This window comes from Armatimonadota bacterium, from assembly GCA_013359125.1.
GTDB lineage: Bacteria > Armatimonadota > Fimbriimonadia > Fimbriimonadales > GBS-DC > JABWCR01.
Window position 1 is genome coordinate 23,584 of sequence record JABWCR010000024.1, and the last position, 22,262, is coordinate 45,845.

The 22,262-nt window shown below is 57.8% G+C and carries 19 protein-coding genes and 2 tRNA genes; 11 read left to right on the forward strand and 10 right to left on the reverse strand.

Annotated features, from left to right (window positions below):
• The first annotated feature begins 3 nt into the window (after positions 1-3).
• Positions 4-708 carry a metal-dependent hydrolase gene (locus HUU60_10795; GenBank protein NUL83195.1) on the forward strand — a complete coding sequence of 235 codons (705 nt, stop codon included), beginning with the start codon at positions 4-6 and terminating at the stop codon, positions 706-708.
• Here HUU60_10795 and HUU60_10800 read toward each other — a convergent pair.
• From HUU60_10800 to lysA, 3 genes are read right to left on the reverse strand one after another with little or no spacing between them, the layout of a single operon-like run.
• Entirely contained in the window at positions 671-1,120 is a 450-nt protein-coding gene (locus tag HUU60_10800) for a VanZ family protein (protein ID NUL83196.1), read from the reverse strand. The two genes, HUU60_10795 and HUU60_10800, sit on opposite strands and share 38 nt — an antisense overlap.
• Entirely contained in the window at positions 1,120-1,575 is a 456-nt protein-coding gene (gene bcp, locus HUU60_10805; GenBank protein ID NUL83197.1) for a thioredoxin-dependent thiol peroxidase, read from the reverse strand. The genes HUU60_10800 and bcp overlap by 1 nt, the downstream gene beginning before the upstream one ends.
• 3 nt (positions 1,576-1,578) lie before the next feature.
• Entirely contained in the window at positions 1,579-2,829 is a 1,251-nt protein-coding gene (lysA, locus tag HUU60_10810; GenBank protein ID NUL83198.1) for a diaminopimelate decarboxylase, read from the reverse strand.
• Between the two features lie 42 nt (positions 2,830-2,871).
• Here lysA and HUU60_10815 point away from each other — a divergent pair.
• Positions 2,872-2,945 (forward strand) — tRNA-Gly (locus HUU60_10815).
• Positions 2,946-2,949: 4 nt separating this feature from the next.
• On the opposite strand, the gene HUU60_10820 is transcribed toward HUU60_10815, so the two are convergent.
• From HUU60_10820 to HUU60_10830, 3 genes are all read right to left on the reverse strand, one after another.
• Positions 2,950-3,813, reverse strand: coding sequence for an NAD(P)-dependent oxidoreductase (locus tag HUU60_10820; GenBank protein NUL83199.1), 864 nt, complete (start codon positions 3,811-3,813; stop codon positions 2,950-2,952).
• Positions 3,814-3,821: 8 nt separating this feature from the next.
• Positions 3,822-3,898 (reverse strand) — tRNA-Glu (locus tag HUU60_10825).
• A gap of 28 nt (positions 3,899-3,926) precedes the next feature.
• Positions 3,927-4,871 (reverse strand): hypothetical protein, encoded by a 945-nt coding sequence (locus tag HUU60_10830; protein NUL83200.1) that lies wholly within the window; start codon positions 4,869-4,871, stop codon positions 3,927-3,929.
• A 117-nt stretch (positions 4,872-4,988) separates the two neighbouring features.
• On the opposite strand from HUU60_10830, the gene HUU60_10835 reads away from it, so the two are divergent.
• The 5 genes from HUU60_10835 to HUU60_10855 are packed head-to-tail and all read left to right on the forward strand — an operon-like array spanning position 4,989 to position 13,472.
• A complete protein-coding gene (locus HUU60_10835; GenBank protein NUL83201.1) occupies positions 4,989-5,570 on the forward strand; it encodes a carboxypeptidase regulatory-like domain-containing protein in 582 nt (193 codons plus the stop codon).
• Complete coding sequence (locus HUU60_10840) at positions 5,571-7,679, forward strand: diguanylate cyclase (GenBank protein ID NUL83202.1); 2,109 nt, start codon at positions 5,571-5,573, stop codon at positions 7,677-7,679.
• Between the two features lie 48 nt (positions 7,680-7,727).
• On the forward strand, positions 7,728-10,310 hold the full coding sequence (locus tag HUU60_10845) for a DUF1553 domain-containing protein (protein NUL83203.1): 2,583 nt from the start codon (positions 7,728-7,730) through the stop codon (positions 10,308-10,310).
• 4 nt (positions 10,311-10,314) lie between these two features.
• Positions 10,315-11,742, forward strand: coding sequence for a DUF1501 domain-containing protein (locus HUU60_10850; protein ID NUL83204.1), 1,428 nt, complete (start codon positions 10,315-10,317; stop codon positions 11,740-11,742).
• A 44-nt stretch (positions 11,743-11,786) separates the two neighbouring features.
• On the forward strand, positions 11,787-13,472 hold the full coding sequence (locus HUU60_10855; protein NUL83205.1) for a PQQ-dependent sugar dehydrogenase: 1,686 nt from the start codon (positions 11,787-11,789) through the stop codon (positions 13,470-13,472).
• On the opposite strand, the gene HUU60_10860 is transcribed toward HUU60_10855, so the two are convergent.
• The 3 genes from HUU60_10860 to HUU60_10870 are packed head-to-tail and all read right to left on the reverse strand — an operon-like array spanning position 13,469 to position 16,190.
• Positions 13,469-14,377 (reverse strand): bifunctional riboflavin kinase/FAD synthetase, encoded by a 909-nt coding sequence (locus HUU60_10860; GenBank protein NUL83206.1) that lies wholly within the window; start codon positions 14,375-14,377, stop codon positions 13,469-13,471. The genes HUU60_10855 and HUU60_10860 overlap by 4 nt on opposite strands.
• On the reverse strand, positions 14,374-15,213 hold the full coding sequence (gene truB / locus HUU60_10865) for a tRNA pseudouridine(55) synthase TruB (protein NUL83207.1): 840 nt from the start codon (positions 15,211-15,213) through the stop codon (positions 14,374-14,376). The genes HUU60_10860 and truB overlap by 4 nt, the downstream gene beginning before the upstream one ends.
• Positions 15,198-16,190: a bifunctional oligoribonuclease/PAP phosphatase NrnA gene (locus HUU60_10870; GenBank protein NUL83208.1), complete on the reverse strand. Its 993-nt coding sequence runs from the start codon at positions 16,188-16,190 to the stop codon at positions 15,198-15,200. Before HUU60_10870 ends, truB begins: the two co-directional genes overlap by 16 nt.
• Before the next feature lie 49 nt (positions 16,191-16,239).
• Here HUU60_10870 and HUU60_10875 point away from each other — a divergent pair, with 49 nt between their 5' ends.
• Positions 16,240-18,651 carry a UvrD-helicase domain-containing protein gene (locus HUU60_10875; GenBank protein NUL83209.1) on the forward strand — a complete coding sequence of 804 codons (2,412 nt, stop codon included), beginning with the start codon at positions 16,240-16,242 and terminating at the stop codon, positions 18,649-18,651.
• A gap of 17 nt (positions 18,652-18,668) precedes the next feature.
• On the forward strand, positions 18,669-19,127 hold the full coding sequence (locus tag HUU60_10880; protein NUL83210.1) for a 3-phosphoshikimate 1-carboxyvinyltransferase: 459 nt from the start codon (positions 18,669-18,671) through the stop codon (positions 19,125-19,127).
• A 46-nt stretch (positions 19,128-19,173) separates the two neighbouring features.
• Here HUU60_10880 and HUU60_10885 read toward each other — a convergent pair whose 3' ends face one another.
• Positions 19,174-19,890 (reverse strand): PEP-CTERM sorting domain-containing protein, encoded by a 717-nt coding sequence (locus HUU60_10885; protein NUL83211.1) that lies wholly within the window; start codon positions 19,888-19,890, stop codon positions 19,174-19,176.
• Positions 19,891-20,012: 122 nt separating this feature from the next.
• Between HUU60_10885 and HUU60_10890 the strand changes: the two genes are divergently transcribed.
• Entirely contained in the window at positions 20,013-20,705 is a 693-nt protein-coding gene (locus tag HUU60_10890; GenBank protein NUL83212.1) for a DUF1080 domain-containing protein, read from the forward strand.
• Positions 20,706-20,709: 4 nt separating this feature from the next.
• Positions 20,710-21,792 (forward strand): FAD-dependent oxidoreductase, encoded by a 1,083-nt coding sequence (locus HUU60_10895; protein ID NUL83213.1) that lies wholly within the window; start codon positions 20,710-20,712, stop codon positions 21,790-21,792.
• Positions 21,793-22,262 lie beyond the last annotated feature (470 nt).

Genomic DNA, 22,262 nt, shown 5'->3' on the forward strand with positions numbered 1-22,262 from the left:
CCTATGAGCGCGCAGATCAAATACCTCGGTCATTCCACCTTTCTCGTACAATCGCCCGACGGCAAAAAGATCCTATTCGAACCCTGGGTGCACAATAACCCTGCCTGCCAAGACAAGACCCTGCCTAACCTCGACCTAATCCTCATCTCTCACGGCCACAGCGACCATATGTGGGACGCGGCGAAAATCGCAAGCGAAACAGGACAGCCCCCAACGCTCTGCATCGTCGAAATCGCCGACTATCTCGAAGATTCGCTTCCCTCGGTCGTCGGAATGAACAAGGGCGGCGCCTATCTTCACGGCTCGCTTAAGGCAACGTTCGTCAATGCCCACCACAGCAGCAGCCTGGTCGAAGAAACCCCGTCCGGTTACGTCAATCGCGTCGGCGGCGATCCAGGCGCCTGGGTGCTCAAAATGGACGGCGGCCCAACTATCTACCACGCGGGCGACACCTGCGCCTTCGGCGATATGAAGATCATCATGGACCTGCACAAGCCGGACGTCGCCATTCTCCCAATTGGCGACCACTACACCATGGGGCCCGAAGAAGCCGCCTACGCCGCCAACATGATGGGCGTCCCCAAAGTCATCCCCTGCCACTTTGCGACGTTCCCGATCCTAAGAGGGCGCCCCGAAGAGATGGCGCCGCACTTGAAACAAGGAATCGAACTTATCGCGCTACAGCCCGGCGAATCGACCTCGATCTGATCAGCACGCAGGCAAAAGCCGCGCCGGTCGCGTCCAAAACGATGTCCAGTGGATTGCCGGTCCGATTGGGCACTAGCGCCTGATGAATCTCGTCTGCCGTCGCCACGACGACTGCAAGCAAAAATCCGACAATCAGCGCCTTCCCAATCGACCGACCGAACCCGCGCACGACTGCAAGCACAATCAGCGAAGCCAGCACAGCGTACTCGACAAAGTGAGCAACTTTACGAACAAGGAAATTGATGGTCTCTAACTGCGAAGCCGACAGACGCTCCAACAACGACGGCCATACGACCCGCAGAATCTGCTCCACCAACTCGCCGGTCTCATCCCCGCCCCAACTTTTGGTCGAAAACCAAGCGATCAGCCCGATCCACGCCAGCGCGGGCAACGACCAGGCAATCGCGCGCATTACAACTCCTTAATCGCCCGGATGACCTCTTCGGCGTGCCCGTCCGGCTTCACTCTTGGCCATACTCGGCGCACAATGCCCTCTTCGTCGATCAAAAACGTCATTCGTGCCACGCCCCAATACTTCTTCCCATAGTTGTTCTTCTCTTGCCAGGCGCCGAAGGCCTCCGCCAACTCATGATTCTCGTCCGCCAACAACGGAAAGCCCAGCCCAAACTTCGAATCGAACTTTGTATGAGACTTGACAGAATCGGCGCTGACGCCAATCACCACAGCGTCCAACTCGGCATACGCCTCCAAACTATCCCGAAATCCGCAAGCCTCAACCGTACATCCAGGCGTATCGTCCTTTGGATAAAAATACAAAACCACCTTCTTGCCCCGATAATCGCTCAATTTGACCGTGTTTCCATGCTGATCGCTCAACGCGATGTCAGGAACCTGATTGCCTTCCATGCTCTACCTCAATGGCTTTTGATTGATGATCAATTGCTCGTGCGTCTCGCGCTCGACAATGAGCCGAGCCTTGCCCCGATCGACCAGCGCCATCGCCGGGCGCGGGTAGCAGTTATAGTTGCTGCTCATCGAATAGGTATAAGCCCCAGCCGACAAGGCTACCAATCGGTCGCCGGTCTCCATTGCGGGCAACTCAATCGCATCTTCCAACAGGTCGTTCTCGCAATGCTTGCCGACCAGCCGATAGCGATGAGTCGCCGCCTGACTGGCCTTCGATGCGGCCAAATAAGTATACCGAGAGCCATAAAGCTGAGGCCGCGGATTGTCCGACACGCCCCCGTCGACGCTCAAGTAAGTGCGAACGCCCGGGATCTCCTTAATCGCGCCTACTGTATAGACAATGTAGCCCGACTCCCCAACGATCGACCGTCCAGGTTCGACCTGAAGCTCGATCGAATCGCTGACGACGCCCCTCAGTTCGGAAGTTACAACTTCGGCATACTCGGCAATGGTCGGCAAGTCGTCCGACGGCAAATACCGGATACCCAACCCCCCTCCAATATTAAACTTCGAGGATCTAAACTTATACTTTTCTTCGGCAAGAGCCACAAATTCGGCCATCAGTCGGACGGCCTCTCGAAACTCTTCCAAGCGTGCGATCTGCGATCCGATATGACAATGAAACCCGGCCAGATTCAGCTTCTTCGCCCGCCGGATCGCCCCGCCCGCATCTGCAAGCTGAAACCCAAACTTTGTATCCGATTGACCTGTTCGAACAGAAGGATGGGTCGTCGGATCGACCCCGGGCGCCATCCTCAACAAGATTTCTACCTCGACGCCCATAGCCTCCAATCGCTCCAACTCCAGAAAGTTGTCTACAATGATCGACCCAATTCCCGATTCCACGGCGAACCGCAACTCTTCCATACTTTTGTTGCTTCCATGGAAGTGGATTCGAGAGGCGGGAAAGTCAGCCCTCAATGCGACGAATAGTTCCCCGCCCGAAGCGCAGTCAATGTCCAAACCCTCTTCCTCTATGATCTGAGCGACCGCGATCGTCAACAGTGCCTTAGCCGCATAATGAACCCCGACCCTTGGCCACCGAGATTCGAACTCGCGCCGATACGACCGGCATTGATCGCGAATCGCCTGTTCGTCTAAAACATAGAGGGGAGTGCCAAATTCATCGGCCAACTCGTCGATTGAGATTCCGGCGACGCAAACTTGGCCTTTTTCGTCGATTACAAAGGGCATCGAAGGAACCGAAGTTTACCTGAAGGTATAATGGCTGGCGATGCGGGCGTAGCTCAATGGTAGAGCTCCAGCCTTCCAAGCTGGTGGTGCGGGTTCGATCCCCGCCGCCCGCTCCAGCGATTAACGTTGCCGGCTCAGTTTCTCGATCACGAGCGCCAGCGCCTGAATCCCAAGCCGCTCCCCTTCTTCAGTCTCAAGCATCTTGAACAGTTCGCGCACACCTGCAACGCCCGGCAACGCAACGCCCAACCGATCCGCCTGCCTCATCACCAGCCTCAAGTCCTTCTGAAGCAGTTTGACCATAAAGCCCGGGTTAAAGTCCCGCTTTGCAATCCGCGTCCCCAAGTTCTCCATCGCCCACGACCCAGCCGCGCCCGAAGAGAGCGCCTCGATCGTCGTATCCAAGTCCAGCCCGGCCGCAGAAGCAAAAGTCAATGCCTCGCACACGGCCAAGATGCCCGTCGCCACCGCAATCTGATTGGTCAACTTCGTCATCTGGCCCGATCCCGATTCGCCCGTGTGGATGATCTTGCGACCCATCGCCTCGAACGCAGGCCTCGCGCGCTCGAACGCCAACCGATCGCCGCCCACCATGAATGTCAGCGTCCCGGCCTCCGCGCCCCACTGCCCGCCGGTGATCGGCGCGTCCAAAAACGCGATCTTCCCTGCCTCCGTGGCAATTGCTCGCGCCGTATCGGGAGATACGGTGCTGCAATCGATCCCGATTGATTCCAGACTCAAGTGGGGCAGCGCTGTCCGCCAAACGGCCAAAACTGTTTCATCTTCGGGCAAACAGGTGAATAGAATCTCCGCCTGGCGCGCGCAATCTTCCACAGAATCTGCCGCCATCGCGCCTTGCGAGACCAATCGCTCGACCGGGCCAATGCTGCGATTGAAAACGCGAACGGGAAAACCAGCCTTGACCAAGTGGCCCGCCATCGGGCGCCCCATAATGCCAAGACCAATGAAGCCGATAGGGATCATAAAGAGAATGGTAGCCCCAGCGGGATTCGAACCCGCGTTCTCCTGGCTGAAAACCAGGCGTCCTAGGCCGCTAGACCATGGGGCCGACTGCACCCCGATTATACCTGAACAACCTATCGCGAGATCGTGTAAGCCAACTGAAACAGCACGTCCTGCTTGCCGCCTGTCGAGGGTATCCAGCTCATCCATCGATTGGGAAAACCATTGTGCGACCGAAAGTTCACCGCCGCCATCAGATTCGGCGAAAAAACATACCGAGCCCCTATCGTGGCCATCTTGCCCGGCTCCATGCCGCCGCCAATATCAAGATAATCCAATCGACCGACCAGCGTTAGTTTCTCGATGCCAGGCACACGATAATACAGGTCGACATACGCGCCCCTATAAGGATTGAGAAACTTGCCCGAGACAACCTCGCCGCGCACGAGCAGTTTCGAGTTCGAATATCGAATATCGAGGCCGCTCACCTTCGCCCGAACGTTCTGATTTCCGTTAGGCCATTGCGCAAACTTGCCTTGCCAGTGGCTGACGCCCACGATCCAATCTCCAGGGTTGATCTGTACCCTCGCGACCTGCGTCTCCATCTTGTGGTCGGTGTTCCAGACGCTTGTCGCAAACCCTTCCTGCGCTGCAGCCTCAATCTGAAGCTCGCCGCCGTTCCATCGCGCATAAACCCCAGGCGCAGTCCAATCCAAATTGATGAATGCGTAGTCGTTCCGCGCCATCGGATAGTAGATCAGCCCGCTATTATAGGTCTCCTCGTGGTCGTATATGCCAAAAGGCAACCGCACCCTTCCCGCCCGTGCCGCAAAGCCGTCCTTCTCTCCTTCAATATAGGCCTCGATCACCCGAACCTCGCTCCAGGCTCGAACGCCATGAAGCTTCCCGCTCCACTGGTCGTCAACCCGCACTTTGAGGCTGGCAGACGATGAGTAAATCTCGCTGTTCATCGGCGCCGAACTGAATCGAGTGCGAAAATCGTTCACCAAGTCCAAGTGAACCTGCGGCTGAGCAACGGCCATACCGACCAAAAGCACAAACGTCAAAAGATATCTCATCTTCCTTAGTCCCTCTTTGCATCTATTGTCGGGAAGTTCCACCAAAACTTCTCGCTGGCACGAATGCGGTGAATCGGGCAGCCAATGTGGAATATGCAAGGCAGGAGGCACAGAACAATGAAAAGAATTGGCTTCGCCGTGATCGGCGCATGGGCGATATTGGGCGTAGCGCAAGATTCAAGCCTGACTGTAACGGGACAGGTCAACCTCCCAGACGGATCTCCGGCCAAAGAAGCTGTCGTCTTCTTGCAAGGCGCAACCAAGGCAAAACCAATGCGCAATGCCGTGATCGACCAGCGGGACAAGCGCTTCGCGCCCCGCGTCCTGGTCGTTACCACCGGCACAACGGTCGAGTTTCCGAACAACGACACGGTCTTTCACAACGTCTTTGCCTACTATAACGCTAAGAAGTTCGACCTCGGCATGTATGCCAAAGGCAAAACAAAGTCTCAAACCTTCGACAAGCCCGGCGTGGTCGCATTGCTCTGCAACGTCCATTCCGGCATGAGCGCATACATCTACATCGTCGATACGCCCTACTTTGCCGTTACCGATTCCAAAGGCCGTTACGAAATCAAGGGCGTGCCTGCCGGCCAATACAATCTCATCGCCTGGCACGAAGCAGGGCACACCTCCGAGCGTAAGGTAACGCTCCACAAGGACGGCGACCTGACCTACCCAATAAGACTTAAAAAATAAATGCGCAATCTCCCGATCCGAACCAGAATCTGGGCGCTCTCGGCGGGCGGCGCCCTGCTCTTTACCCTGACATTGGTCGTTTGCCTCTGGTTCGTCGCCAACGTCGAGAGTTCGCGAATGCTTCGCCACGACGCGAAAGCAGCACGAACAATGTTCTCCTCGATCCTACAGGAGCGAATGGAGCGTCTCTCCGCACAAAGCCAACTTCTGGGCAGTTGGCCGGCCTTTAAGGCGCTGATCCAAACGCAAGACCGCGCAACCATGTCCGACGTGCTACAGGAGTACCAAGTCAAGATGCAGGCCGAAAGCATGGTTGCCTTTGACCGCGACGGTAAGGAGATAGGCCGCACGGGCTCGGTCGCATCCGTCAATATCAAACCCAAATCCAATACCGAAACGACCGCCACCATCGAAACGGTCGCCGGAGCCTCGGCCGTCGTGGTCGTCGCGCCCATTCTCATTCATGGCTATCACTGGGGCTCGCTCGTCGTATTGGACGAAATCGACGATCGCCTCTTACAAAACCTAAGCGCCGCCATCGGCGCCGAGGTCTCCATCGTTAGCAACGGCAAGACGCTCGCCTCGTCCATCTCGGGCATCGAATCGGCCCCGACCCAGCCAGATCGGCCGACCGAAATCACAATCGGCGGCCAGGTTTACCTCGGCCTCTATTCATCCGCCGAAAGCATTGGCAACAACTCGAACGTCGGGCTCGTAACTTTACGAAAGAAACACGAGGCGATGGCGCCCTTCGCACGCATTCGCATCGCTCTTATCGCCCTTTTTGTCGTCGCGCTGATCGCCTCGATAGCCGCCGGCGCCCTTCTCGCCAAAAGCGTTACGAGCCCGCTCCGAGAAGTCGTGAGCGCCGCGGAAACACTGAGCAAAGGCCAATGGCCCGATGCCCTTCGCACCACGGCCAACGATGAGATCGCTATCCTTAAGCGCTCCTTTAACGACATGGCTGTCGCGCTAAAACAGGGGCAAGACAAGCTTATCGCCATGCTCGACATCGATCCGCTGACCGATGTGCTCAATCATCGTTCCTTCCAAGAGCGACTGCGACAGGAAATCACGCGAAGCCAGGCAACCCAATCGCCCCTCTCGCTCGTGCTTTTCGACATCGACGCGCTGCGCAAACTGAACGAAGAGAAGGGAATGACCCACGGCGACGAACTCCTCAAAAAGACCGCCTGCACGCTTCAAATGCTCCTGCCAGAAGTGGCCATTATCGGACGCCACGGCGGAGACGAGTTCGCATTGCTCCTTCCGACCTACGACCTGGAGCGATCGGAACAGGTCGCCCAATCCTTGCTGGACAAACTCAACCTGGCATTCGGCGGTTCTGCGCGCTTTCACGTTGGCTGCGCCTCCATCGATGAGACGCCGGCAGGCCCGACGCAATTAACCCTGGCGGCAGAAATGGCCTCCCAAATGTCAAAAAGCATGGGAGGCAAAAAAGTCGCCCGCTTCGAAGCCATTGACGGATTCGGCCCGAACGCCGATCCATACCATCTTCAAGAGTTTCTGCGAGATGGCAGCCTGGCCACCATCCAAGCCCTAGCCGCCGCAGTCGATGCCAAAGACCCCTATACAGAGGGACATTCGCGCCGAGTGGCCGAACTCAGCGCCCGGCTTGCACAGTTCGTCGGCCTCCCACAAAGCGAGGTCGAATTGATCCGAATTACCGGCACGCTGCACGACGTGGGCAAGATCGGTATACCCGACTCCATCCTTAAAAAGGACGGCCCCATGGATCCCGACGAACGCGCCCTGATGGAAACCCACCCCGTCCTCGGCGAAATCATCGTCGGCAAGGTGCCCCAACTCGCCACTACGCTTCCCGGTGTACGACACCACCACGAAACTTGGAACGGCAAAGGCTATCCCGACGGATTGACTGGCGAAGACATTCCTCTCATGGCCCGAATCCTCGCCCTCTCCGATAGCTTCGACGCCATGACTTCAGACCGTCCTTATCGCAAAGGGATGGGTATCGAAAAGGCCCTCGGCATCATTGAGAACGAACTCGGAGAGCAGTTCGATCCTTTCTTAGGCGCTCGCTTCTTAGAGATGATGGGCGCCGATGCCGCCGAAAAAGCCGCATAGGATTCCATCTATCTCCGTCGAATCCGGGCTATACTGAACAGGTACGCCATGCGGCCGCATCTTTGGTTCTTGCTTAGTCTTGCACCGGTCGGGATCGCCATTGCGGTGGTCGGCTCTCAACCGGCGCCGCGCCGCGTCAACTTCGCTGCCGATGTGCTGCCCGTCCTCCGACGCGCCTGCTTCGAATGCCATGGCGCAACCCAACAATGGGGCGGCCTTAGGCTCGACAACGAGGCCGGCGCGCTGAGAGGCGGCATCACCGGGCCGGCCATCGTCAAAAGGAACGCCGCCAATAGCAACATCGTCAAACGCATCCGAGGCTCTGGCCAAAAACGCATGCCGCCGATCGGCTACGACAATCTGACGCCCCGCGAGATGAACCTGATCGAACGCTGGATCGATCAAGGCGCAGAGTGGAACGAACCGGAAAAGTTAAACTTTGAAAACGAAATCCTACCCATATTCCAAGGTTTCTGTCTAGAGTGCCATGGCTCCGAAAAACAAGGCGGACAACTCCGCTTGGACAACTCCAAGGACTTCTACAAAGGCGGACAGTCGAAAGCCCCGGTCGCGCCGGGCCGTCCCGAACACAGCGTCTTGATGGATCGCATCCTGGGTAAGAACGGCGAAGAGCGCATGCCCTTTGGCCGACCACCCTTGCGCGACGACCAGATCGCCAAAATTAAACGCTGGATCGAAGAAGGCGCTCATTGGCCTCAAGAACTGGACGACAAAAAACATTGGGCCTACATCCCGCCCGTCCGTCCAGAACTGCCCAAAGTCGGCAACCCAAAGTGGCCAAAGAACGAAATCGACTACTTCGTGCTCGCCCGCCTGGACAAAGAGAAACTCAAACCTTCTCCCGAAGCCGACAAAACGACGCTCATCCGACGCCTCTCCCTAGACCTGACGGGACTGCCTCCCTCGCCAGAAGAAGTCGACCGGTTTCTCGCCGACAACTCCCCAAACGCCTACGAAAAACTGGCAGACCGACTGCTCGCATCGCCTCACTATGGCGAGCGAATGGCGCAAAAGTGGCTCGATCTGGCCCGGTACGCCGATACCAATGGGTACGAAAAGGATCTGCGCCGCGAAATTTGGCCTTACCGCGACTGGGTAATTCAAGCCTTCAACCAGGACATGCCCTACGACCGCTTCACCATGGCCCAATTGGCAGGAGACCTGATGCCCGAAGCCACGGACGAAGATCGAATCGCAACCGGCTTCTCGCGCAACACCATGTTCAACGAAGAAGGCGGCGTCGATGCCGACGAAGCCCGCTGGCTCCGACTGCTCGATCGCGTCAACACCACAGGCACCGTCTGGATGGGCGCGACCATCGAATGCGCGCAGTGCCACAACCACAAGTACGACCCCTTTAGCCAGCGCGAGTACTACCAACTGGTCGCTTTTTTCGAACCCAGCGAAGAGATCGCGCTAGATTTGACCGACGCCGAAAAGAAAAAGCAGCGCGAAGCCCTTCAGAAGGAACTGGAACCCCTGGACGAGCAGGCCAAAAAAGGCGAACCCATGTCCAAAGAGCTGGCCGACAAGATTCGCAAGCAGATCTCTGCGCTCCAAGGCCCCACCACCCTGATCCTTAAAGAAAACGGCGCCCAACCGCAAACTTACTTCAGACATAAAGGCTCTTTTCTTCTAAAGGGCGATCTGCTCCCTGCCGGAACCCCCGCAGCCCTCAACCCTTGGCCGACCAGCGTTCCAACCAACCGCCTCGGCCTGGCACAGTGGCTCACCGATCCCAAGAATCCGCTGACCGCCCGCGTCCTCGTCAATAGATTGTGGGAGATGTGCTTCGGCACGGGCATTGTCGAAACCAGCGAGAACTTCGGTTTGCAGGGAGAACCGCCCTCCCATCCCGAACTCCTCGATTGGCTCGCGACCGAAGCCATTGCGCAAAAGTGGAGCATAAAGAAAATGCTGAAGACGATTGTCATGTCTGCAACCTATCGACAATCCTCCAAAGCGTCCAAAGAGCTCATCGCCCGCGACCCGAACAACAGATTGATCGCCCGAGGCGCCCGTTTCCGACTCGATGCCGAACTCTTGCGAGACAACGCGCTCGCCGCGTCCGGCCTGCTGTCGCGCAAAATCGGCGGACCGAGCGTCTTTCCCTACCAGCCCGACGGCATCTGGGACATCCCCTACAACGGCGACCAGTGGAAGCAAAGCGAAGGCGAAGATCGATATCGCCGGGGTCTTTATACATTCTGGCGGCGCACATCGCCCTATCCCGCAATGGTCGCTTTCGACGCCACCAGCCGCGAATATTGCACCGTCCGACGCGCCCGCACCAATACGCCGCTCCAAGCCCTCGTTACCCTCAACGACCCGGCCTACTTCGAAGCCGCCATCGCCCTCGCCAAACGCGCGATCGCCGACAGCCCGACAGACCCGATAACGCGCGCCTTCCGCCTTTGCACAGCCCGAAAACCCAAGGCGTCCGAGCTCAAACCGCTCAAAGAATTGTACAACAAAAGCCTTTCAAACTTTAACAAAAACGTCGATTTAGCCCGTAACTTGTGCGGCGAGGGCGCCAGCGCAGAATTGGCCGCCATGACCATGGTCGCTAACGTCATCCTCAACCTCGACGAGACCCTCACCAAGGAATGAAGCCATGAGCGACAACGACGCCCTAAGAGAACTCACCAGACGCCACTTTTTCAGAGCCTGCGGATACGGTCTCGGCACGATCGGCCTTAGCGCGATCCTAAACGACAAACTGTTCGCCGCCGATCCCACATCTGCAAAAAAGCCGCATTTCGCCCCAAAGGCCAAGAGCGTCATCTTCCTCTTCATGGCCGGAGCGCCGTCGCAACTCGACCTTTTCGACCACAAGCCCAAGCTCCAACAGCACAACATGCAGCCCTGTCCGGAGGAGATTCTTAAGAACGAACGCTTTGCCTTTATCAAAGGCGTGCCAAAACTCCTCGGTTCCCCTTACAAATTCGCAAAGCACGGCAAATCGGGACAAGAGATCAGCGAACTCCTGCCCTTCCTGCCCGAAATCGCCGACGACATCGCAATAGTAAGGTCAATGCAGACCGACCAGTTCAACCATGCGCCCGCACAAATCTTTCTCAATACCGGCCATGGCATCCCGGGCCGACCCAGCATGGGCTCTTGGCTTACCTATGGCCTTGGCAGGGAGAGCGCCGACCTGCCCGGATTCATCGTGCTCATTTCTGGTCAAAACAGACCTGACGGCGGCCACGCCTGCTGGAGCTCTGGCTTCCTGCCGACAGTCCATCAAGGCGTCGAATTTCGATCCAAGGGCGATCCTGTGCTATTCGTTTCCAACCCCAATGGCATGAGCGGAGAGATGCGTCGAGCCTCTCTTGACGCGCTCAACGAGATCAATCGCCAAAAGCATCGCCAAACCCTCGACCCAGAAATCGAAACCCGAATCTCAGCTTACGAACTCGCCTACCGAATGCAATCCAGCGTGCCCGAACTGATGGACATCTCCAAAGAGCCTCAGACAATTCTCGAAATGTACGGAGCCGAGCCGGGCAAGGCCACCTTCGCCAACAACTGCCTGCTGGCCCGCCGCCTCGTCCAAAAAGGAGTCCGCTGCGTGCAGCTTTACCATCGCGGATGGGATCACCACGGAACCGGCACGGGCGACGACATCGTCAATCGTTTGCCGCAACTCTGCCGCGAAACCGACAAAGCCGCCGTCGCCCTGGTCAAGGATCTGAAGGCGCACGGATTGCTGGACGAAACCTTGGTCATCTGGGGCGGCGAGTTTGGCCGAACGCCGATGAACGAAGAGAGAGACGGATCGAAATTTCTAGGCCGCGATCATCATCCGAAGGCCTTTAGCCTTTGGCTGGCGGGAGGCGGCATCAAGCCCGGCATCACGATCGGCGCCACGGACGAACTCGGATACAACGTAACCGAAGACCCGATCCATGTGCACGACCTCCACGCCACCATCCTCCATCAATTGGGCCTAGATCATCGCAAGCTGACTTACAAGTTTCAAGGTCGCGAGTTCCGGCTGACCGACGTCCATGGCCATGTGGTAGAGAAACTGATTTAGCGATTGGTACGCGCCGTGCTGTAGTCCAAGTAAAGGAGAACCTTATGAAGGCCATTTTGATCGCGCTCTGTTCCGCCAGCCTTGCCATCGCCCAAACGATCTACGACCCCGACATCACAGTAGAAACCGCGGCGATCGGCGGACTCAACCAACCCATCGCCATGGAGTTCCTGCGCAACGATAGCCCGATCGATATGTTCATCGCCGAACGAACGACGGGCAAGGTGAAGTTTTTTCGAAACGGCGCCTACGTCCGCGACGTGCTCGATCTTACGGTCAATTCCACCGGCGAGCGCGGACTATTGGGCATGGCGCGCGCGCCCGATTTCGAGACCACCGGACACCTCTACGTCTACTATTGCTACGCCATCGCCGACGGCGCGGCATGGGTCGAAAACCGAGTCGAGCGATATCGATACGACGGTACAAACCTGGTCGAACCGACCATCATCCTCGCCATCCCCAGCGATCCGCTCCAAACGATCACCGACCGACACCAAAGCGGGCCGATTCTCTTTGGGCCGGACGGCAAACTCTACGGCATGATCGGAGACATGCATCGAGGCCGATTGCACAACCCGCGACTGGAGCAGAACACCGACGCCAGCGCCGTTGCCGGCACCGGAGGCATCTATCGCCTCAATCCGGACGGCACAACGCCCAGCGACAACCCGTTCGTCTTCCACCCCGACCCATGGATAAAAAAACTGATCGCCTATGGGGTCCGAAACACCTTCGGCTTGACCTTCGACCCGCGCACGGGACAATTTTGGATGACCGACAACGGCCCCGACAAGTACGACGAGGTCAATCCCGTCAATTTCGGCTTCAACAGCGGCTGGCTCAAGATCATGGGGCCAGACGCCCGCAACGCGACCTATATGGAGAACAACAACACCGCCTTCAACGCCTCGGATCTGGTCATGCTGCCCGGAGCCTACTACAGCGACCCAGAGTTCAACTGGCTTTTCCCCATCGGCGTAACCAGCATTCTATTTCCCGATTCCGCTCGATACGACGACATCATGCGGAACAGCGTTTTGATCGCCGGTAGCAACGGACCGGGCAGAATCTATCGCTTTCCGCTCAATTCGCCCCGGACGGGCTTCGAACTTTTCGGCGCCTTGGCCGACAAGGTAGCCGACAACGACGCCGAACGCTTGGTTCACTTGTACGGCGATTTCTTGGGCACGCCGGTCGATTTCGACCTCGGGCCAGACGGCTACTGGTACAAAACCTCGCTGTCTGGCGGGCGCGTCTGGCGCATCCGACCCACCGTGCCCCCGACCGTGATCAACGGCGAGACTAATCTGGCCAATTTCCGCGATAATCCTGCCGGAACGCCGCTCAATCTAACTTTGATGGCCGGAACGACCACTATTGCGAATCTATCCTGCGATGTGGGCGCGTTTGGCCGATTCTCCGTCCGAGCGCCGCACACCGGATCGTTTACCGTCGTGGCCAAGGCCGACCGTTGGCTAAGCGTCAAGACCGCTGGCGTAACGCTGACGACAGGCGGATTCGCTTATCTCCGACTCGACTTTCCGTATAACGGCGACGTAAACGGCGACAACGCGATCGACGACTCTGACCTGAGCGCCGTCTTAACCGAGTTTGGCGCTCCACCTACCGGCACTCTCGGTCTCACCGATCTGGACGGCAACGGCATCGTCGACGATGCCGATCTGGCGATAGTATTGGAGAACTTCGGTCGGATAGGCGAAGACTAAAGCGCACGAACGGCATCGACATCGCGACCGATCTGAGCCCTCAACTCGTCCAAATCGCCAAACTTCATTTGGTCGCGCAATCGCTCGTAAAAGCGCACGACCATCGCACGTCCATATAAGTTTGCATCATCAAAGTTCAACAAAAAAGCCTCTACCGTCGGCGGCTGATCAGGAAACATCGGTCGATGCCCCACACTGATGGCGGCCTTATAAAGAACTCCATCCACCATGGCCTCGCCCGCATAAACTCCATCGCCAGGCGTTTGCAAACGTCCGGCCGCGACCAGATTCGCCGTCGGCCAGCCTAACTTCCGACCATTGCCCGCACCCCGAACTACAGTTCCTATCCATTCCACTGGCCAGCCCAATTGCCGCCGCGCCTCATCGACCGATCCCTGCGCTACTAATCGGCGAATGGCGGACGAACTCACTCGCGCGCACTCCGATAGCCCCAAATCCTCCACCACATCGACCTCAATTCCAACCTTCTTGATCGTCTCAATGTCCCCAGTTCGCCTTGCGCCAAACCGAAAGTCCGATCCGCAAACAACGACCTGCGCCGACAATCGGCCTCGCAGACAAGTCTCGACAAACTCCTCCGCCTCAAGCCTCGCAAACGCTTGATCGAACTTCACTACCACCGCATGGTCGACCCCTAGCTGCCCGATCCGCTCCAACCGCGCCCCCAACGAGCACAAATACTTCGGCGCCTCTTCGGGGCGCAACACCTCCAACGGATGCGCGTCAAAAGTGATCACGACCGCCGACAACTCCAATGCCCGCGCCCGCTCGACCGCCCGCCTAATCAATGCTTGATGCCCTAAATGCACTCCATCAAAGACGCCGATCGCAACCACAGAACCGGGCAAAGACGCTATGCCCTCAAATCCATAAAACACGTTCATCCTTCGATCACCCGGACAGGACGCACCAAAGGCGGCAGCCACCGCGCGACCAACGCCAACCTGCCCCCTTCGCTCTCGACAGCCACAAACGACCCCGGACGCCACAACGGCTGTTCGACCGTGCAATACTGCCCCTTCAATAACCGATTCAAGGTAACCGAATCCGGTTTCCACCGCATCAAATGCCCGACCGCATCCAACGCAGAGACAACAGAACCGTCCGCACAGCAGAACCTGCCGATCCGAGTTCTCCGCAAACTGGTCAAATGTCCACCAACGCCCAATGCCGCCCCCAAATCTCTAGCGATAGATCGAATATACACCCCTGTGCCGCATACGATCCTAACCCGAACACAAACCCTAGATCCAAGCTCGATATGTATAACTTCAACGGAACGAACCTCTACTTTTCTTGGGGACAGCTCTTCGACTTTCCCTTCCCGTGCCAGATCGTACATCCGTTTACCGCCCACTTGCACCGCCGAAAACTGCGGCGGCGTCTGATCGATCTTCCCCACAAATCTCGACAAAGCGCAAGCGATCTCTTCCTCGGTCAAGCCCGATGCGTCCGATTCCAAAACCACGTCGCCCTCGGCGTCATCGGTCGTCGTCGCCTGCCCCAACAGAATCGTCGCCTCATACTTTTTGTCCAAAAGATGCAAATATGGCGTCAGCCTCGTCGCCTTGCCCAGACAAATCAGCAAGATTCCGGTCGCCATCGGGTCCAAGGTGCCCGCATGGCCCACTTCCTTCTGACCATACTGCTTCCGCACCTCATCGACTGCATCGTGAGACGTCATGCCGGACGGCTTATCGAAAACTAAGACGCCATCCATTTCCGAATCTCGTCGATCAGGGCCGCAATCGCCTCCTCCGGAGCCAAGCCGACCGTGCAACCGGCCGCATTGACATGCCCGCCTCCGCCAAACGTGCCTGCCACCTTCGCCATATCTGCCGTATTGCTCCTCAAACTCGCCTTCACCTTATCCGGCGCCACTTGCCTGATCAAAAACGCCGCCTCCACCCCTCTAATCGACCGAACGTAGTTGATGATCCCCTCCGTATGCCCATCGTTCGCCCCAAGCGCATGAAATACATCGATCGGTACCACGGCCCACGCGATCTTTCCATCTTCGGTCGTCTCCACAGTCGATAGCGTCGCGCCCAACAAACGCACCGAAACGTACGACCGCGTCTCAAACACCTCTTCATTGATTAGGCGAATATCGGTGCCCATGTCAACCAATTCCGCCGCAACCCGCAAAGATTCGGGAGTCGTGTTCGAAAATTTGAACGAGAAGGTGTCCGTTACAATCCCGGTCAGCAAACATTGGCGCGTCTCGGGCGGCATCGGCATCCCCGTCGCCTTCAACCATCGAAACGCTAGGACCGCAGTCGCCGCTTCGTCCGCGTCCACCAACCGCACATCTCCAAACTCCTCTCCCGGCACGTGATGGTCGATCAACAGCTTCTTGTTCGCCTTGCGGACAACGTTCTCGTGCGGACCGCACCGATTCAGCTGGCTCATGTCGCAAACAATCGCCAAGTCCCAATCCTCCAAGGGCAGCGGCTCCGTCTGCACGAGCTCGGCGCCAGGCAAAAACTGATAAATCTCCGGCGCAGGATCCTGGCACAATACGGCCGGCGGGCGTTTTCCCATCGCCACCAAAGAATGATAAAGCCCTAGCGCGCTCCCAAGCGCATCGCCGTCAGGGCGAAGGTGAGTTACAATCAGAATCGTATCGGCTGAATCGACTAACTGCCGAGCCTCTGCAAACGGCAAATCTTTGGGCGAAGAGACCTTCGAAGCCATCTCGGCTATTGTACCTAAGCCCCCATCTAGAGTAGAATACATTTGTACCATGCGCCATACCGCCGAACAGAGACGAGTCATAGAAAAGACGGACGGCTCGCTCACCGTCGTCGCCGCTGCCGGCGCAGGCAAGACCGGCGTGCTCACCGATCGATACGTCCATCTCGTCGCCAACCACGGCCTTTCGCCCGAACAGATCCTCGCCATCACCTTCACGCGCAAGGCGACCGCCGAGCTCAAAAGCCGCATCATGGACAAGTTGGAAAAACAGGGCCTTCACCAAGCCAGGCGCGAAGCCGAACGCTCATACATCCACACCATCCAAGGTCTCTGCCGCCGGATTCTGGCCGAAAACCCATTCGAAGCCGGACTCGACCCGCAATTCACAGTTCTCGAAAAGGGAGTCGTCGAGCGCCTCAAACACCGCGCAATCGAACGAGCCTTCGAAAACATCCTCCGCCAAGAAAAGCACGAGCATCGCGAAGGCACCCTGCTCCTCGCCCGCTCTTACCTCAATCGCGACCATCGGAGAAACCGCTCCGACCCGTTCCATTCTCTCAGATCCCTCGTCGAAACCCTTTACGAAAATTGTCTCCAGGACGGATTATCCGCCAACGATCTTTGGCGCTGGGCGTCTATCCGCCCAGGCAGCGCGCAAGAACGGATCGCCGAGATCGTCAACGCTCGACTGATCGACGCCGGTTGGGAACCCGACGCTCTGCCCGAAATCGACGACCCCGATTGGACGGCCAGAGCCATCTCCGCGCTCCGTCAAATGCAGAGCGACCCGTCCGAAGCCAAGCGCCAAGCCGCCATCGACGCTCAGAGCCTCCTTCTGCAAATCAACCCTGCCGAAGAAGCAAAAGCGGTCAAAATGATCGATGCGCTCCTATCCCTGACAGCCGACTACTCCAAGGTTTTCGAAACCCTCAAACAAGAAGCGGGCGGGATCGACCTGCACGATCTTCAGGCGCGAACTCGCGACCTACTGAGAAACTCCGCGACAGTCGCGCATCGCTACCGATCCACATTCGCCTGCGCAATGGTCGATGAGTTCCAAGACACAGACCCCGTCCAAGTCGAGATCGTCCGCCTGCTAGTAGACGATGATAAGCTCATGATCGTTGGCGACAGCCAACAATCGATCTTTAGGTTTCGAGGCGCCGATGCGTCTGTCTTCCAAGCAGAGATCGAGCGCGCGAGCGAAGCCCAGCTCTGCCAACTCCCCGACAATTTCCGCAGCCATCCAGAAGTCCTCGACTTCGTCGATCACATTTTCGGCCATGCCTGGTCGAATGCCTACCAACTGTCTAAGCCCGCGCGACCGCGCGACAGCGCCCCCCAACCCGAAACTCGCGTCCAAGTCTGGCACTCCCACCAAGACCCCTATGCAGAACCCAACGCCATCGCCCGAGCCATCCGCCATTGGGTCGACGACCAGACGTTCCACATCGACGATCGTCCGGTTCGTTTTGGCGATTTCGCCATTCTCATGCCTCGCTTTACTCACGTTGCCCGCCTCGAAAACGCGCTCGCATCAGAATCGATACCCTACTTCGTCGTGGGCGGCGGTCGAGGCTACTGGCTTCGCTACGAGGTGCGCGATCTGGCCAATCTGCTCAAATCAATGGCCAGCGACGACGACGAAATTGCCTGGATGAGCCTTCTGCGCTCGCCGATGGTCGGACTCAGCCTGGACGCCATCGCCCGCATCGGCGAAACTCGCGAAAAATCCTCCATCCTCTCCATTCTGCGAGAAAAACCGGAATGGCTTTGGGAGACCGACAAGGAAAAGATAGAAGAGTTCCTAACTTGGTGGGATCGCGTCGCCGCCCTCAGAGACCGACGGCCCGTTGGCTGGCTTCTGGGCCAAGCGCTCGAAAAAAGCCGCTACGAAGCCAAAATCATAACCGCTCCGGACGGCCCTCAACAAGTTGCCAACGTCCGCAAACTCTGGGCGATAGCGCTGGCAGAACCCGCGACGACCATCGCCGAGTTCGCCCGCAAACTCGACCTCCTGGTTCGCCTCAACCAGCGCGAAGGCAACGCCCCCACCTATGACGAGGACGCCGATGTCGTCAAAATCTTCACGATCCACGGCGCCAAAGGGCTCGAGTTCCCCATCGTCTTTTTGGCCGGTACCGCCTATCGTGGCCGTCCCGAAAGCGATTCGCTCTTGACCGAACCGCGAAAGCGCATGATCGGACTCGCATGGTCAGGCTACGAAAGCCTGAACCACCGGATAATAGACGATAGCAATCGCAGAGCCGAAGAAGCCGAAGCCAAACGCCTGCTCTATGTCGCCCTCACCCGTGCCCAAGAGCGCCTCATCGTATGCCTGACCCAAGGCGAAAACCCCATCGCTCGCACCCTCAACGGAGCCCTCAGCCAATACATCAACCGACCGACTGCCGAATTCAACTTGGGCAAAACCCGCGTCATGTGGAAAAACATGGAGTAGGGCGCAAACCCGATTCCATGAACGATGCCATCCTGCAAGAAAAAGTCTGGCTGGGCAACGCAGAGCCGCCGCCAGAAGACGACCCTTATACGGTCGAAATTTTGCGCCGCCTAAGCGCGGATACGGCATCCTCGTTCACGGCCGAACAAATGGTCGCGCTCCGGTCGGCCCTCAGTTCGGCCCGTTCCCATCCAAAGCACGCAATCGACATCCGCGGGCTGATTCCGCTCTATTTCGCCCAATACTACTTCGTTTTTCTATTCGGGCGCGACCGGCGATACCAAACGGAACATGCCATACTCGAAAGGCGAAGCGAAGTAAAGGAAAAGGCTGGCTTAGCCACCCATGCCATCGGCCTCCTTTTTCTATTCGGCACATTGACCACTGCCTGTCTCACAACCCTCTACATCGTCAAATCGCTGGCCGGCATCGACCTTCTGCCGGGCATTCACCTGCGCAGCCTCCTGCCCTTTTAGCAACAAGGGCCGAGCATTGCCCGACCCTTGTTCTTGCATCCGACCGCTACTGGCGTCGGCGTCGCACGGCAATCAGACTGCCCACGCCGCTGATCAGCGCAAACATCGATGCCGGCTCGGGCGTGCCCTGAACCTGCAGGCACCAGCTCTTCAACTTGTGCGTGTCGCCGCTAGCGCGGTCGGCCACAAACAACTCCCAGGTGCCGTTCACGTCCAACCCGTCCATCTGATCCAGCCAAGCGTTTCGAGCGCTCGTATCCAGAACCGCAGTCGGATCGGCGTTCCGCGCGTCCGGCTGCCAAGTGCCGGTCAACTGAGTACCGGAAGGCAAACTCGTCGTATGGCTGTTAAACAGCGCAATCCGGTAAATGTGAACGTCCGAAGTGCCGTTTCCAACGATCGGCGCCTCGTCGTCCAACATAATGTTCAGGCCGTCGTCGCTATAGCCGACCGTCGAACCAGATCGCTTGCCGACTCGATTCAGCAAGTAAGTCTCCTTGCCGTCCTTTCTCAAAATAGCGACCAGGTCGCCGTTCCAACCGCCTGTAATTCGCTCAATGTTCAGGCAAACGTTCAGGTCCGTAATGTTGGTGATCTGAGAACCGTTGATAACTTGCTGATTGGTAACCCCTGCAGCATTGTTGTCCGGAATAGCGACGTTCAGATCGTTGAAGTGCCACTCCTCATCGAGCGCCATTGCGCCTACTGCCAAAGCGGCGGCGCCCAAAACCATAATGCTCTTCAAGTTTCGTGCAAAGTTCATCGGTTACGTCCTCCGTTTCGATGCCTATCGGCAAAAGATGTTGAAGCAAGTCTCCAAAAGACCAATTTTGGAACCACTTGACCAAAGACTAATGCCGTAATTTCGGGTATCCTGAAGACCAAATGAAACACCTCGCTCTCACACTCTCGGCCCTCCTCGCTGCGCTCGCTTTCGCCCAGAATCCAAAGGAGACCCTGGCCACAACCGCCGACAACGCCCTGACCAATAGAGAGTCTCAGCAAGGCTGGAAACTCCTGTTCAACGGCTCCGACCTCTCGAACTGGACCGACACCGCCGGTTGGAGCGTCAAAGACGGCGCCCTCCACACCTCTGGTCGAGGAAGCGGCCTGATCTACACAGTCGACCAATTTCAAGATTTCGAGCTCAAAGTAGACTTCAAAATGAGCAAGGGCGCCAACAGCGGCGTCTTCTTGCGTCTATGGGACAAGCCCGACTGGCTCAATACTGGCATCGAAGTACAAATACTCGACACGGCAGACAAACAGACCATGGGAAAGCACGACTGCGGCGCGATCTACGACATTCAAGCGCCGCTGGCCAACGCCGCTAAACCTGCCGGCGAATGGAACACCTACCACATCATTGCTAAAGGCCAGCGCATTGCGGTCATCCTAAACGGCCACATGGTCAACCAAATCGATCTGAACAAATGGACCGAACCCGGCAAAAACCCCGACGGAACCGCCAACAAGTTCAAATACGCCTACAAAGAGATGACCAAGAAAGGCTGGATCGCGCTCCAAAACCACGGCAACGAAGTCTGGTTCAAAAACATCAAAGTCAAACCGCTCTAAACCTATGCGCGTCGCCGTTGTCGGCCTGGGCATCGCGGGCGCCTCTGCGCTCTATTGGCTGTCCAAACAAGGCGCTCAAGCCGACGGCTACGACCAGTTCTATCCAGGCTCCGAGCAAGGCAGCTCGCACGGCTCGGCGCGAATCATCCGATACTCCTACCCCGATCCGCTCTATGCCGGATTAATGAAGGAAGGCTATCGACTGTGGCGCGAATTAGAAAGCGCGACCGACCGCCAAATGATCATAACCACTGGCGGCATCTACTTCGGACCGGCCGATCATCCTGAGATAATAGCCACCGAATCAGCCCTGATCGAGTGCGGCGCCGACTACGAGAAACTCTCCCATGCCGCCGACCGCTTCCCCCTGATCAAGTTCTACGATGGCGAGGCGGCCCTCTATCAGCCAGACATGGGCTACATAACAGAACCGGGACGGTGCGCAGAAGAGATCGTAAGACGCTCGCACGCGCGCTTTCAAGGCGACAGAGTTCTGCGCGTTGATCCTGACGGATCGGTCCATACTCGTTCGTCCGTTACAAAGTACGATGCCGTGATCATTGCGGCAGGCGCCTGGATGAACCAGTTCGCCCCAAACCTTCCGGTCGCGCCCACAGCCCAACAGATGGTCTACTTTCGCCCTACGCTCCCCATCTCTCAGTTTTCTCCGCCAAACTACCCCGTATGGATCGACGCCGATACCCACTACTACGGCCTGCCCTGGAACGGCAAGACCCAGGGCATCCGCGTCTCCGCCCACATCCGCGGCCCACAAATCGACCCCGATGCTGATCGACCGGACCTCAACGAAGAAACCGACCGCATCCGAGCCTACATCGACCGTCGCCTCTCAGGTCTATCCGACGATGTGGTCTTTTCAAGCCCATGCGTCTATACCAACACGCCCGACGAGGACTTCGTTCTCGACTTCTCTCCCGAATCCAAAAAGATCGTATACCTGTCCGCTTGCTCGGGCCACGGCTTCAAATTCGGCCCCCTAATGGGCAAATTGGCTGCGGAGATGGCGCTGAGCGGCGACCGTTCCATACCGCCCGAACGCTTCCGCCTCGACCGCCTGCTTAAGTAACGCCGGCTTGCCCAAGTACCGCCGGCCCCCCAAGTACCGCCGGCGTCCCCGCCGGCCCCCCCAAGTACCGCCGGCGTCCCCAAGTACCGCCGGCGTCCCCAAGTACCGCCGGCGTCCCCGCCTGGCCCCGTCTCGAAAAGTACCGCCGGCGTCCACGCCGGCCCCGTCTCGAAAAGTACCGCCGGCCTCCCCGCCGGCCCCGTTCGCCCGTTCAGGGTTCGATTCGTACTCAATTTTGTGCTACATTTTCGAAGATTCCCGTTCGCGCACGATGTTCCGATCCCTCCGCGCCCGCAGATGCGGAAGGATTAGATCGCTCTTCCCCCCAATCGCGCCGCGGTTAAGGAGGGGAACGCTCGCGGCTCAATCCCCTCTTCCCCCTAAAATCGAAGATTTTGGGGGGAAGATACAGAAGGGGGGCTAAACCTTGCGCATGAGACCGATTCGGGCTATACGGACAGAACCCAAGC

What these genes read in the sequence shown, in the direction of transcription:
- HUU60_10795 (NUL83195.1), top strand. Translation starts at nt 4, where the DNA reads ATGAGCGCGCAGATCAAATACCTCGGTCATTCCACCTTTCTCGTACAA.
- HUU60_10800 (NUL83196.1), bottom strand. Translation starts at nt 1,120, where the DNA reads ATGCGCGCGATTGCCTGGTCGTTGCCCGCGCTGGCGTGGATCGGGCTG.
- bcp (NUL83197.1), bottom strand. Translation starts at nt 1,575, where the DNA reads ATGGAAGGCAATCAGGTTCCTGACATCGCGTTGAGCGATCAGCATGGA.
- lysA (NUL83198.1), bottom strand. Translation starts at nt 2,829, where the DNA reads ATGCCCTTTGTAATCGACGAAAAAGGCCAAGTTTGCGTCGCCGGAATC.
- HUU60_10820 (NUL83199.1), bottom strand. Translation starts at nt 3,813, where the DNA reads ATGATCCCTATCGGCTTCATTGGTCTTGGCATTATGGGGCGCCCGATG.
- HUU60_10830 (NUL83200.1), bottom strand. Translation starts at nt 4,871, where the DNA reads ATGAGATATCTTTTGACGTTTGTGCTTTTGGTCGGTATGGCCGTTGCT.
- HUU60_10835 (NUL83201.1), top strand. Translation starts at nt 4,989, where the DNA reads ATGAAAAGAATTGGCTTCGCCGTGATCGGCGCATGGGCGATATTGGGC.
- HUU60_10840 (NUL83202.1), top strand. Translation starts at nt 5,571, where the DNA reads ATGCGCAATCTCCCGATCCGAACCAGAATCTGGGCGCTCTCGGCGGGC.
- HUU60_10845 (NUL83203.1), top strand. Translation starts at nt 7,728, where the DNA reads ATGCGGCCGCATCTTTGGTTCTTGCTTAGTCTTGCACCGGTCGGGATC.
- HUU60_10850 (NUL83204.1), top strand. Translation starts at nt 10,315, where the DNA reads ATGAGCGACAACGACGCCCTAAGAGAACTCACCAGACGCCACTTTTTC.
- HUU60_10855 (NUL83205.1), top strand. Translation starts at nt 11,787, where the DNA reads ATGAAGGCCATTTTGATCGCGCTCTGTTCCGCCAGCCTTGCCATCGCC.
- HUU60_10860 (NUL83206.1), bottom strand. Translation starts at nt 14,377, where the DNA reads ATGAACGTGTTTTATGGATTTGAGGGCATAGCGTCTTTGCCCGGTTCT.
- truB (NUL83207.1), bottom strand. Translation starts at nt 15,213, where the DNA reads ATGGATGGCGTCTTAGTTTTCGATAAGCCGTCCGGCATGACGTCTCAC.
- HUU60_10870 (NUL83208.1), bottom strand. Translation starts at nt 16,190, where the DNA reads ATGGCTTCGAAGGTCTCTTCGCCCAAAGATTTGCCGTTTGCAGAGGCT.
- HUU60_10875 (NUL83209.1), top strand. Translation starts at nt 16,240, where the DNA reads ATGCGCCATACCGCCGAACAGAGACGAGTCATAGAAAAGACGGACGGC.
- HUU60_10880 (NUL83210.1), top strand. Translation starts at nt 18,669, where the DNA reads ATGAACGATGCCATCCTGCAAGAAAAAGTCTGGCTGGGCAACGCAGAG.
- HUU60_10885 (NUL83211.1), bottom strand. Translation starts at nt 19,890, where the DNA reads ATGAACTTTGCACGAAACTTGAAGAGCATTATGGTTTTGGGCGCCGCC.
- HUU60_10890 (NUL83212.1), top strand. Translation starts at nt 20,013, where the DNA reads ATGAAACACCTCGCTCTCACACTCTCGGCCCTCCTCGCTGCGCTCGCT.
- HUU60_10895 (NUL83213.1), top strand. Translation starts at nt 20,710, where the DNA reads ATGCGCGTCGCCGTTGTCGGCCTGGGCATCGCGGGCGCCTCTGCGCTC.